Here is a 12240-nt window from a genome sequence, read left to right as displayed (position 1 = left end):
GGCGTGCGCGTGGCGGCTTAGTCGAAGAAGAGGCTGCCGACGGATTTGCGGTCGGCGGGATTGTCCGCCTCCCAATACACGTGCTTCTTGATGTCCTCGACGGTGGGGAAGGGGCTCTGCTCGGCGAATTGCGCGGAGGTCTCGGCCTCGGCGCGGGCAGCCTCGTCGATTTGCTTGATGAGCGCCTCGGTGAGGACGCCTTCGGCGACGAGCTGGCGCTCGTAGGTCATGATCGGGTCCCGGGTCGCCTTGTATTCCTCGATTTCCTTCTTCTCGCGGTAGGTCGTGTCCGGGTCGGCGACGGAGTGGCCGCGGTAGCGGTAGGTGCGGATCTCGAGCACGCTCGGCTTCGACTCGTCGTGAGCGAGCTTGAGCAGGCGGGCGAACTTGTCGCGGACCTCGAGGACGTCGTGGCCGTTCTCGGAGATCTCCCAATTCATCCCGTAGCCCTCGGCGCGCTGCGCGAGCGACGGGGCGGCGGAGGAGCGGGCCTGGCTGGTGCCCATCGAGTAGCCGTTGTTCTCGACGACGAAGATCACCGGGAGATTCCAGAGGGCGGCGAGGTTGTAGGCTTCGTGCACTGCGCCCTGGTTGACCGCGCCGTCGCCCATGAACGCCATCGCGGCGCCCTTGCGGCCCTTGTATTTCAGCGCGAACGCCAGGCCGGTGCCGAGCGGGATCTGGCCGCCGACGATGCCGTGGCCGCCCCAGAAGTTGCGCGTCGGGTCGAAGTAGTGCATCGAGCCGCCCTTGCCCTGCGAGCAGCCGGTGACCTTGCCGAAGTTCTCGGCCATGCACTCGTTCATGCCCATGCCGACGGCCAGCGCGTGGCCGTGGTCGCGGTAGGCGGTGATGATGTGGTCGTCCTTGCCCATGACCGACGCGCAGGCGACGGCGATCGACTCCTGGCCGATGTAGAGGTGGAGGAAGCCGCCGATCTTGCCCTGCTGGTAGGCGCGCAGGCAGCGCTCCTCGAAGCGACGGATGCGAACCATGTCGCGGTAGAACTTGATCAACTCGTCGGCGCCGAGCTTCGCATTCACGGGCGCTTGGCGGGAGTTGGTGGCGGTTGCGCCCTCGTCGGGCTTCTTGGATGTGGTGGCTTTCTTGCTCACAGATTAATTCGAGTTTGAAATAGTTTTCGGACGCCAAGGTCCTAAGTTGGGGAACCCCGGGGAAAGACAAGCGAAACTTCGGGGGCGGCGGCTTATTACGCGGCGCCGACAGCAGGCCCCTGGAGGGCGGGTGTCACGCGGGGCGGCGTCACTTCGCGCCGGTGACCTGCTCGATCGTGATCTGGATCGGCGACACGGAACAGTCGGCCCGCAGCGCGACGAAGCCGTCGCGGTAGCGGTCGTAGATCGGCCACAGGGCCTTGGCGTCGGTCTCGGGGATCTCGAGCGTCTTGATCTGCTCTCGCGTCCAGAAGGCGAACTTCCCCTCGGTGATGTCGGGCGGCAGCGCCTCGAGCGGCAGCTTGCAGTGAAACAGGAACATCAGCCAGTGGTTGTGCCCCTGGTAAGCGTTCTCGGCGATCATCGCGAACAGGTGCAGGTCGCTTTCCCTCACCGTCAGTCCGACCTCCTCGCCGATCTCGCGCACGGCGCACTGAAAGGGCGACTCGCCGGTGTCCATCTCGAGCTTGCCGCCGATGGGCGACCAGACGCCGAGGTTGGGCTGCTTGGCGCGGAGCATCAGCAGCAATTCGCCGGCGCGATTCTCGAGGAAGACGAGCACGCTGATCTTGTAGGGCAGGGCGGGCGAGGAGGAGGCGGCGGACATACGCGGATGAGAAATTGGGCGTGACCTTTGGGGAAAGCGCAACAAACACAACCGCACATGGGCCGCAATCCGCGCAGCCCGTGTTTTCTTTTCCCGCAACGAGGATGGTCATCGATGGTGGCGCCAGCCACGTGGCGGCCGGCGTTTTTGCCCGGAAAAAGGGGCGGCTCCAGCTCGAGGAACTCGCGGTGGAAACATTCGCGGTTCCCGCGGGCGGCGAGGCGAGCGGGTCGGATTGCTTCCGGCGGGCGCTCGCGGCCGTGGCCGCGCGGATCGCCTTCCGCGGTCCGGCCGTCGTGGTGCTGCCCGGCCACCTCGTGCTCGCCAAGTTCATCCGGACGCCCCGCCTCGCCGCCGCGAAGCTCGAGCGGGTCGTGCACTTCGAGGCCCAGCAGAGCCTGCCCCACGCCCTGACCGACGTCGCCTGGGGCCATGCCGTCACCGGCGAATCCGACCTCGGACTCGACGTGCTGCTCTGCGCCGCGAAGCTCGGGGCGCTCGATCCGCTCTGCGCTGCGGTCGAGGCGGCGGGTTTCGCGCCGCGCGCGCTCCGCCCGGGCGTGCTGGCCCTGCGCGCGGCGATCGCTGACGCCGCCGACGACGGGCCGATGCTCGTCGCCAACCTCGGCGCTCGCTCGACCGCGCTGCTCCTCCTCGAACGCCGTCGCTGGCATGCGCGCGTCCTCGGGCTCGGCGGCCAGCACGTCACGCAACCGCTCGCGGAGCGTCGGGGCTGTGACTGGGCGGCCGCCGAGGCCGAAAAATCTCCGGACGCGATCCCGCCGCCCTTGCGACGGCCCTCGAGCCCTTCGTCACGCGTCTCAGCCAGGAGGTGGCGCGCAGCGTCGCGCATTTCCAGCACACCGCCGGCGCCGCGGCTCCGTCGCGCGTCGTGCTCACCGGCGGAGCCTCCCGCACGGCCGGTCTGGCGGAGCGGCTCGCCGCGCGGCTCAATCTGCCGGTCGAGCTCCACGATCCGCTCGCGGCGGTCGACCTCCAGCCCGCCGCGGTCGCCGCCGGTGCGGCGGCGTTCGCGCCGCACTTGGCGGATTTGGTCGGCGCGGCGCGGGCGGAATTCGCGGGCGAGTCGGCTCCGATCAACCTCCTGCCGCCGCGCCGGCTGGCGCCCGAGCGCGCCCGGCGCCGGCAACCCTGGCTCGCGGCCGCCGCCGTGCTCGCCGCCGCGACGTTCGTGCCGCCGCTCCGTCATTACCGCGCGTGCGAGGCCGCGCTGCGGCGGCAGATCGCGACGCTCGAGGCCGAGATCGTGCCGTTGCGCCAGCGCGAGGCGATGAACCGGGCCCAGCTCGAACGACTGGCCGCGCTCCAGCGGCAGATTGGGGCGCTCCACGGGATCGCGGTGCGCCGCGCGGCCTGGCGGCGGTTGCTGGCGGGTCTGCAGGATCGTTTCGTGGCGGTGGAGGATGTCTGGCTCGAGCGCGTGCAGCTGATGCCCGGCTCCGCCGCGGCCGACGCGCCGCTGCGCATCGCCGTTTCCGGCCGCCTGCTCGATCGCGCCCATCCGCGCGCGCCGGCCGGGCCCGACCTCCACCGCCGGGTCACAGCGTTGCTGGCGAGCGTTGCCGCCGCGCCCGGCATCGCCGCCGTCGAGAACGAGCGCTTCGACAGCCACCAGCCCGGCCTGCTCGGCTTCGAAGTGGTGCTCGTTGCCGGACCGGCGCAACCGCTCTGAACATGGATGCGCGGAAAAAGAACCCGGTCTTCGTGGCGATCCTGCTCGCCAGCGTCGCCGCGTGCATCGCCCAGGGCTGGATCATCGGCACGACGCGGGCGCGCGTTCGCCTCGCCACGGTTGCGCTCGCGACGAAGCGCGACGAGCGCAACGGGCTGGCGCACCGGGCGCCGGCGCCCAGCGAGGTCAATGCGCGCGCGATCGCCGCCGACGTGGCCGCGGCGGAGAATCGCCTTGCCGGACTGCGCGCCTCGCTGGCGGGCGGGGCCTGGCTGCCGCCGGCGCCGGCGCGGTCGATCGACGGCTACTTTGCGTTCATGGCGTTCACGGATGAGATGCGCACGCTCGCGGCGCGGGAACAGGTGGAACTGCGCGCGGAGGAACGCTTCGGTTTCTCGGCCTACACAAACGAGGGGCCGGAGGCGGATCGGCTCGATACCGTGCATCGCCAGCGCATCGTCGTGCAGCACGTCCTCGAGACGCTGTTCGCGGCGCATCCCCGGGCGCTCCTCGCGGTGCGGCGGGAAAGGCCCCAGGACGCCGCGCCTCGCGCCGCCCGCTTTGCCGCCGCGACGGACTCCGCTGCGCGGTCCGCCGTCCCGGCCGATGCCTCGGCGGTAGCGGATTATTTCGAGCCGGACGCACGGCTGCGCCTGGGGGCGCCCGGATTGGCCGACGGCGAGCTGTATCGCGTCGAGTTTGCGGGCCAGACGCCGGCGTTGCGCGCCTTCCTCAACGCGCTCGCGGCGTCGCCGCTTCCGCTGTTCGTGCGCGCGGTGGAGGTCGAGCCCATCGCCGATGGCCCGGTGGCCGCGGGAGTTTCTGCCGGGGGCGCGGCGGTCCCGCTGGTGGCGCAGAACCTCTCGAAGTTTTCCGTCGTCCTGGAGTGCGTGGAAATCGCGTCGTCTCCGTCCGCCCCGGCGTCATGACTTCCTTCCACCTCCTCTCGCCCGAGAAAGCCGCCGCCTGCGCCGCGTTGGCGGCGCTTGCCGGCGCGGCTGGCTGGACGTGGCGGGAGCAGGGGTCGTTGCGGCGCCTCCAAGCCGGGCCCGCTGCGGCCGATTGGGCGGGCGCAGCCTACGTGCCGGCGGCGCTGCCGGAGCTGCCGGCCGACGACCGGGAATGGACGCGGCCCGCCGCGCAGTCTGCCGGAGGCGAGTGGGTTTATGAACTCTTCACCCCGCCGGTGATCTACTACCAGGCGACGGCGCACGCGTTCACCGTCACGCCGCCGGTCGATCCCGCGGAGAAGCCCCGGTCGCCGTTCGGTCTCGAATTGCTGGCGGTGCGGCGCGAGCCGTTCCGGCTGCAACTCGTCGGCTACGTCGGCGCCCCGGGCGGCTACACGGCGGCGTTCGTCAGTGCGGAGACACCGCAGACGTTGCTCGCGCGCCCGGGGCATCGCTTCGACCAGCTCGGTCTGGTGCTGAAGGCGTTTGAACTTCGGCGCGTCAGTATCGGCGCGTCGGCAAGCGATGCCGGGCCCGTGGCCACCGTGCACGACGAGCGGAGCGGTGGCGAGGTGACGCTCGACGCGCGCGGACCCGCTCTGACCGACACGCCGCTGGCCGTGCTCCGCGTCGGTGCCGGCACGACGGCGAAGCCGCGCGTCGTGCGGCAGGGGGACGTGCTCCGCCACGACGATGCGATTTTCCGCGTCGAGCGCATCCAGCTCGATCCCCCGAGGTCGTCGTTGCCCGGCAGGCGAGGGGCCAGGCGCATCCCGAGACACGCGTGCTCCGGCTGGAAGCTGCGGGCAAGTCCGCCGCCTCCGCCGCGGCGGCCGCCCGGCGTTTCAACCCGCTGGCCGCGGAATCCGGCCTCGCCCGCAGCGAGCGTCAGCCCTGAATTGCATGTCGCCCCACCGTTTCACCCTCCGCCTCGTTCTGGTGTTGGCCGCGACCGGGTTTGCCGGCGCGCGCGAAGCCGCGCCGCCTCCCGATCCGACAGAGGCCAAGATCCGTCTGCTCTCGGACGCCTTGCGCGCACGCGACGGCGGCGACCTCGCCCTGGCGCGCGCGAAGCTGGAGGCGTTGCGGCAGCTGGCGCCCGGCGACGCCACGGTCCGGCGGTTGCTGGCGACGCTCGGTCAGCCGGCGGAAACCAAGGTGACGGTCAGCGGCGGCCTCGCCGCCCCGCTCGCGGACGAGGCGGAGCAACTCGCGCAGGCGGAGGCGGCGCGCATCGCCCGGGCCCTGGCCGACGCGCGGGAAGGCCTCGGCGTGGCGCGCGGCCTCGCGGCGGAGCGGCAGTTCGACGCGGCGCTCGAGCGCCTCGCGCAGGCGCGCCGGGCTTTGCCGGCGAATCCGACGACGCAGCCGGTGTTGGCGGAACTGGAGGCCGCGGCCGCCGAGATCGTCCGCGCGCGCGATGCGCCCGAGACCGGCATCGTCGCAGGCGCCGGACGGAAGGAGGCGAACGAAAAGACGTCCGCGCCCGCGGTCACCGCCGTGACCGCGATCTCCGCGCCGGAGGAACGCCCGGCTGCGGCCGCGACGGTCCCGTCCGCACCTGCCGAGCTACGCGCCCTGATCGCGCGCGGACGCAGCCAGTATCTTGCAGGCGATCCGTCCGCCGCGGCGCAGACCTTTGCGCGCGTCCTCGAGCTCGAGCCGGGCAACGCGGACGCCGGGCGCTTCCTGGCGCGCATCGCGAACGACACCGTCGACCGCAACGTCGACCGCGCCCAGACGAGCGCGCAGTTGCTCAACGAGGTCGCGCGCGCGTGGCAGCGCCCCGGCGTCCAACCGGACGCCCCGCTCGGCGCCGCGGCCGGCGAGGGCCCGTCGCCGCTGCTGGCGAAGCTGAACCGGATCGTGCTGCCCGAGGTCAGCTTCAGCGGCATGGAGCTCGGACGCGTGATGACGTTCCTCGGCGCGGCCGCGGCGGAATACGACGAGCCCGGCGCGTCGCCCCGGGGCGTGAACATCGTGCTGCTCGACCCGGCGGGCGCGAACCCGCCGGTGAACCACGTCACGCTGCGCGGCCTGTCGCTGCGGCGCGTGCTCGATCTCGTCACGCAGTCGGTCGGCTACCAATACGAGGTGCAGGCCGACGCCGTGGTCGTGCGTCCCGGCGGCGAGCAGACGACGCTCGACACGCAGTTCTTCCCCGTGTCGCGCTCGACCGTGCTGCGCCTGACCGGCCGCGGCGCCGAGGCGGCTGCGGGCACAACGGCCGACCCGCTCGCCGGCGGCGCCCGGAGCGCGGCGCCGGCCCCGGGCTTCGCCGGGGAAGGGCAGGCGATCCGCAGTTTCCTCCAGCTGGCCGGGGTGAGCTTCGAGGGCACGCCGGGCAGCACGCTGGCGTTCGACGGTTCGCAGCTGATCGTCACGCAGACCGCCCGCAACCTCGAGCGCATCCGCAACATCCTCGCCCGCTACCGCAGCGTGCGGCAGGTGGAGATCGAGGCGAAGTTCATGGAGGTGCAGGACGGCGCGCTCGAGGAGCTCGGCGTGAATTGGAGTCTCGGCAAAAAGGCGACGCAGCACTCCGGCGCGAGCGTGACGAACTACGCGACGTCGAACCGCGCCTTGTCCGACGCCTTCAGCACCAGCAGCGCCGGCACGCGCGGCGCGATCGTGCGCCCGGCGGTCGACCCGATCCAGACGACCACGACGGACGCCGACGGCAACACGACCGCCGCGGTCACCACGCCCGGCTCCGACGCGCTCAACCTTCCCATCGTCAACAACCCGCCGCCGATCCCCGGCACGAACAACCTCGGGCTCGGCGCGAGCCCGCTCGCCGCCGTCACCGGCATCCTCGGCGAGTTCAACGTCAGCGCCGTCCTCCGCGCGCTCTCGCAGCGCAGCGGCACCGAGCTGCTCAGCGCGCCCAAGCTCACGGTCCTGTCCGGTAACCCCGCGACGATCACGGTCGCGCAGGAGCTGCGCTACCCGCAGTCCTACGGCCAGGTGCAGAGCCAGGTCGGCACCGGCAGCGCGAGCGGCGGCGGCTCGGCGGGCGTGACGATCACCGCGGGCACGCCGCAGGAATTTACCACGCGCAACATCGGCGTCGAGCTGCGCGTGACGCCCACGGTCGAGGAAGACGACACCAGCATCAGCCTCGACCTGAACCCGAAGGTGACGGAGTTCGAGGGCTTCGTCGAATACGGCGGCCAGAGCGTGGCGGTGTCGGGCAGCACGACGGTCACGGTGCCCTCGGGTTTCTACCAGCCGATCTTCGCCGTGCGCGAGCTGAGCACGAAGGTCACGATCTGGGACGGCGCCACCCTCGTCATGGGCGGGCTCACGCGCGAGGACACGCGCAAGACGAACGACAAGGTGCCGCTGATCGGCAACCTGCCGGTGCTCGGCCGGCTGTTCCGCAGCCGCGGCGAGAGCGCGCAGAAGCGCAACCTGCTCATCTTCGTGACGGCGAACCTCGTCAGCCCCGGCGGCGCGTTGAAGAAGCAGGGCGTGCGCGGCGCGCCCGCCGGGTCGATCTTCCGCAACCCCACGATCGTGACGCCCGCCGGCGCGACCGGCCGCGAGGAGCGGCGGTAGCGTCGGCCGGGGGCCGGTCCCGCCTCGGGCAACCGGCGGGGAGACGCGGGCGGCCCGGCCTGGAGATTCGGTTTGCCCGCGGGCGCGCATGCGATTGCGTCGGACGCATGGCGAAATGGCTGCTGCTGGATGGCTACAATCTCGCGTTCCGTGCATTCTACGGGATGCCGGAGCTGACACGGGCGGACGGGTTCCCCACCGGCGCCCTGCACGGGTGGGTGAAGAGCATCTGGCGGCTGCAGGACCAGGAGAAGCCGGACTTCACGCTGTGCTTCTTCGACCTCGGCGGCGCGCAGGACCGGCTGGCGCTGCACCCGGAATACAAGGCCAACCGCAAGGAGACGCCGGCCGCGCTCGAGCAGCAGGTGCCGGTGATCAAGGAGATCACGCGCGCGATGGGCCTCGTGGGCATCGAGCTCGAGGGCGTGGAGTCGGACGACCTCCTGGCCTCGCAGGCGCGCGCGCTGGCCAACGCGGGGAACGAGGTCTGGATCGTGAGCGCCGACAAGGATTTCGCGCAGTGCGTCAACGACCGCATCAAGATCATCCTCCCGCCGCCGACGGCGAACCCGAAGCTCGGCTGGCGCACGATGGACGCGGCCGGCGTGGTGGAGAAGTTCGGCGTGCCGCCGGAGAAGATCGCGGAGTATCTCGCGATTGTCGGCGATGTGTCGGACAACATTCCCGGCATCGACGGCTGCGGGCCGAAGACGGCGACGCGCTGGCTGCAGGAGCATGGTTCGCTCGAGGGCTTGATCGCCGCCGCCGCGACGCTGAAACCGGAGCGCTTCCGCGAGCAGGTGGCCGCGCGCGCGGAGGACCTGCGCCGCAACCTGAAGCTGACGACCCTGCGCACGAATTCGCCCATGCCCTGGGTGGCGCCGGGCCAGCCGGACACCGCGAAGCTGTTCCCGCTGCTCGAGGCGATGGAGATGAAGTCGACGCTGGCGGAGGCCCAGCGCCGCTACACGGGGCAGCAGGAGCTGTTCTGAGATGCGATGCCCCAGGTGGTGACAAGCGCGCGGGTGTGACGCGTGCCGTCAGACAGGTTGAGTTTTACCGCGGATTGCACGGATGAATACGGATCACGCTTCGAACCGTGGGTCTCCCTCCATGTTTATCCGTGATATCCGTGGTTAAAAAACGCGGTGAGCGTGGCATGAGCTGACTCGCCCGCCGCGAGGGCACATGAAAGAGGCCGGTTGGACGCCGGCCTGGCTTTGAAAGGCAGGAAGTCCTCCGTCAGCTCGCCGGCGGCTCGAAGATGTAGCCGATGCCGTGGACGGTCTTGAAGCTGTCGAGCGTGAGGCCGTTGTCCGCGAAGGCGGCGCGGACTTTCACGATGTATTGGTCGAGCGAGCGGCTGCGCACGTCGGCGTGGATGCCCCACACCGAGTGGATGAGCTCCTTGCGCGTGATGACGACGTGGCGGTGCGTGTTCAGGTAGGCGAGGATGCCGAGCTCCTTGCGGCCGATCTTGTGCGCGACGCCGTTGGGGAACTCGATCTCGAGGCGATCCGGGTGCACGCGCGCGCCGAGGAACTCGAAGGGCTGGTCGACGGTGCGGACGTTCTTGGTCAGGTTGAAATCCTGGTTCGACTCCGCGCGGCGCAGCACGGCGTTGATGCGCGCGACCAGCTCCGCGTAGCCGAAGGGCTTCGTCATGTAGTCGTCGCCGCCCATGTTGAGGCCCTTGACCTTGTCGGCCTCGGCGGCGCTGCCGGTGAGGAAAATCGTGGGGACGTGGACGTCGCGCTGCTTGAGGTCGGAGAGGAGCTGGAAGCCGGTGGAGTCCGGGAGATTGAGGTCGAGCAGCAGGAGGTTGGCGAAGTTGCGCTCGAGGAAGCGCAGCGCCGGCGCGCAGCGATCATAGGCCTGCGTCTGCATCCCGGCGTTCTCGAGGTGCTGGCAGATGAGCGAGCAGAGGTCCTTTTCGTCTTCGACGACGACGATCAGAGGGCGGGGTGCAGCGCACATGGGAGGAGAGACAGGTTGGGCGGAGGCGGAGCGGCACCGGCGCGGCAGCGCCGGGTTGCAGAGGCTTTTTACAATTGTGCCGTGACTTGTCAAAGCCTTGTTCGTCACGGGGAAGTTGCGCTTTCTCGCGCAGAGTTTACTTGTGTTTCGCCGCGCCGCTCCGTTCGCTCGCGCCTCTATCGCCCCCCAGGGCCAATCGCTTTACGTCATGAAAGTCACGCTGGGTCTGCTCCAACACGCCTGCTCCGCCAACCCGGCGGAGAACCTCAAGAAGACGCTCGCGCTCGCCGAACAGGCGGCGAAGAAGGGCGCCAAGATCATCTGCACGCAGGAGCTGTTCCGCTCGCAGTATTTCTGCCAGGCGGAGAACCACGACTACTTCAAGCTCGCCGAGCCGATCCCCGGCCCGAGCACCGTCGCCCTCCAGAAGATCGCGAAGAAATACGGCGTCGTCATCATCGGCTCGCTCTTCGAGAAGCGCGCCAGCGGCCTCTACCACAACACCGCCGTCATCATCGACGCGGACGGCTCGCTCCTCGGCATCTACCGCAAGATGCACATCCCGGACGATCCTCTCTACTACGAGAAGTTCTACTTCACCCCGGGCGACACGGGCTTCAAGGCCTGGCAGACGCGCTACGGCAAGATCGGCGTCCTCGTCTGCTGGGACCAGTGGTATCCCGAGGGTGCGCGCCTCACCGCCATGGCCGGCGCCGAGATCCTCTTCTACCCGACGGCGATCGGCTGGCATCCGGGCGAGAAGGCCGAATACGGCGTCAACCAGCACGGCGCGTGGGAAACCATCCAGCGCGCGCACGCCGTCGCCAACGGCTGCTACGTCGCGGCGGTCAACCGCATCGGCGTCGAAACGCCCGAGGGCGGCGACGGCATCGAGTTCTGGGGCCAGAGCTTCGTCGCCGGCACCAGCGGCCAGATCCTCAAGAAGGCCAGCGTCGACCGGGAGGAAATCCTCCTCCAGGAGATCGACCTCGACAAGGTCGACGTCACGCGCACGCACTGGCCGTTCCTGCGCGACCGCCGCATCGACGCCTACGGCGACCTGACCAAGCGCTTCCGCGACTGAGGAACGCGTCTGCCTTACGAATTGCTGTCCGACGGCGCGCCTGACCGCCGCGCCACGCTCCGATGTCCGCCAAGAAATCCAAAGTCCCGTCCCCGAAGTCCAAGCCCGAGACGCCCGCCGCGCTCGGCTTCCGTATGCCCGCCGAGTGGGAGCCGCAGGAAGCCGTCTGGCTCTCCTGGCCGCACAACTACGACTCGTGGCCGGGCCAGTTCCGCCCCGTGCCGTATGCCTTCGCGCGCTTCGTCACGCAGATCAGCCGCTTCCAGCACGTCCGCATCAACGCCGCGGCCCGCCTCCACGCCCGCGCGCAGCGCTTCTGCGCCAAGGCCGGCGCCGACATGGCGCGCGTCACGTTCTACGATCACCCGACCAACGACGCCTGGTGCCGCGACCACGGCCCGATCTTCGTGAAGAACGACGCGACCGGCGAGGTCGCGCTCACCGACTGGGCCTACAACGCCTGGGGCGACAAGTATCCGCCCTACGACCTCGACAACCAGATCCCGCCGAGCATCGCCGCCAAGCTCGGCCTGCGCCGCTTCGAGCACGACATGGTCCTCGAGGGCGGCTCGATCGACGTCAACGGCCAGGGCCTGCTCCTCACCAGCGAGCAGTGCCTGCTGAACAAGAACCGCAACCCGCACCTCTCGCGCGCCCAGATCGAGAAGAACCTCAAGGACTACCTCGGCGTGCAGCAGATCCTCTGGGTCGGCGACGGCATCATCGGCGACGACACCGACGGCCACATCGACGACATCACGCGCTTCTACAAGCCCGACGGCTTCATCACCTGCGTCGAGCCGAACGAGCGCGACAAGAACCACAAGATTCTCGCGGAGAACCTCGAGCGCCTGAAATCCTTCCGCACGCCGGAAGGGAAGAAGTTCTCCATTGTCGAGCTGCCGATGCCGAAGCCGTTTGCCTTCCAGCGCCAGCGGGTGCCGGCGAGCTACGCGAATTTCCTCCTCATCAACGGCGCCGTGCTCATGCCCACCTTCCGCCAGAAGGTGCGCGACGCACAGGCGCTCGAGATCGTCGGCAGCTGCTTCCCCGGCCGCGAGGCGATCGGCATCGATTGCTACCACCTGATCTGGGGCCTCGGCACGCTGCACTGCCTCTCCCAGCAACAGCCCGCCGCCGGCTCGCCCGCGGCCTGAGCCGCGGCACCGGGGCGCCTCGCGCCTGTCCCATCG

9 protein-coding genes and 1 pseudogene are annotated in these 12240 nt (G+C 70.0%); 7 read left to right on the top strand and 3 right to left on the bottom strand.

Going from position 1 to position 12240, the window contains the following annotated elements; genetic code table 11:
* Positions 1–17 precede the first annotated feature (17 nt).
* A complete protein-coding gene (pdhA, locus tag ACMYLB_RS15000; RefSeq protein WP_415907780.1) occupies positions 18–1115 on the bottom strand; it encodes a pyruvate dehydrogenase (acetyl-transferring) E1 component subunit alpha in 1098 nt (365 codons plus the stop codon).
* 148 nt (positions 1116–1263) lie between these two features.
* Positions 1264–1782 carry an NUDIX hydrolase gene (locus ACMYLB_RS14995; RefSeq protein WP_415907779.1) on the bottom strand — a complete coding sequence of 173 codons (519 nt, stop codon included), beginning with the start codon at positions 1780–1782 and terminating at the stop codon, positions 1264–1266.
* 104 nt (positions 1783–1886) lie between these two features.
* Here ACMYLB_RS14995 and pilM point away from each other — a divergent pair.
* The 5 genes and pseudogenes from pilM to ACMYLB_RS14970 all read left to right on the top strand — a co-directional run.
* Positions 1887–2504, top strand: a pseudogene (gene pilM / locus ACMYLB_RS14990) (pilus assembly protein PilM); the annotation flags it as partial.
* A gap of 110 nt (positions 2505–2614) precedes the next feature.
* A complete protein-coding gene (locus tag ACMYLB_RS14985) occupies positions 2615–3475 on the top strand; it encodes a hypothetical protein (RefSeq protein WP_415907778.1) in 861 nt (286 codons plus the stop codon).
* Between the two features lie 32 nt (positions 3476–3507).
* Positions 3508–4404: a hypothetical protein gene (locus ACMYLB_RS14980; RefSeq protein ID WP_415907777.1), complete on the top strand. Its 897-nt coding sequence runs from the start codon at positions 3508–3510 to the stop codon at positions 4402–4404.
* Between the two features lie 924 nt (positions 4405–5328).
* Positions 5329–7986 carry a type II secretory pathway, component PulD gene (locus ACMYLB_RS14975; RefSeq protein WP_415907776.1) on the top strand — a complete coding sequence of 886 codons (2658 nt, stop codon included), beginning with the start codon at positions 5329–5331 and terminating at the stop codon, positions 7984–7986.
* Positions 7987–8093: 107 nt separating this feature from the next.
* Positions 8094–8978 carry a 5'-3' exonuclease gene (locus tag ACMYLB_RS14970; protein ID WP_415907775.1) on the top strand — a complete coding sequence of 295 codons (885 nt, stop codon included), beginning with the start codon at positions 8094–8096 and terminating at the stop codon, positions 8976–8978.
* A 250-nt stretch (positions 8979–9228) separates the two neighbouring features.
* Here ACMYLB_RS14970 and ACMYLB_RS14965 read toward each other — a convergent pair whose 3' ends face one another.
* Positions 9229–9963, bottom strand: a complete 735-nt coding sequence (locus ACMYLB_RS14965) for a response regulator transcription factor (RefSeq protein ID WP_415907774.1) — start codon at positions 9961–9963, stop codon at positions 9229–9231.
* Between the two features lie 208 nt (positions 9964–10171).
* Here ACMYLB_RS14965 and ACMYLB_RS14960 point away from each other — a divergent pair, with 208 nt between their 5' ends.
* Both ACMYLB_RS14960 and ACMYLB_RS14955 read left to right on the top strand, forming a co-directional pair.
* Entirely contained in the window at positions 10172–11047 is an 876-nt protein-coding gene (locus ACMYLB_RS14960) for a carbon-nitrogen hydrolase (RefSeq protein ID WP_415907773.1), read from the top strand.
* Positions 11048–11109: 62 nt separating this feature from the next.
* Positions 11110–12204 carry an agmatine deiminase family protein gene (locus tag ACMYLB_RS14955; RefSeq protein WP_415907772.1) on the top strand — a complete coding sequence of 365 codons (1095 nt, stop codon included), beginning with the start codon at positions 11110–11112 and terminating at the stop codon, positions 12202–12204.
* The last annotated feature ends 36 nt before the right edge of the window (positions 12205–12240 follow it).

Origin of the sequence: Oleiharenicola sp. Vm1, assembly GCF_047777955.1 — a bacterium.
In the GTDB taxonomy this organism is placed as follows: domain Bacteria; phylum Verrucomicrobiota; class Verrucomicrobiia; order Opitutales; family Opitutaceae; genus Didemnitutus.
Note: the sequence above shows the minus strand (reverse complement) of the source record. Positions and strands in the feature narration are given on the sequence as shown.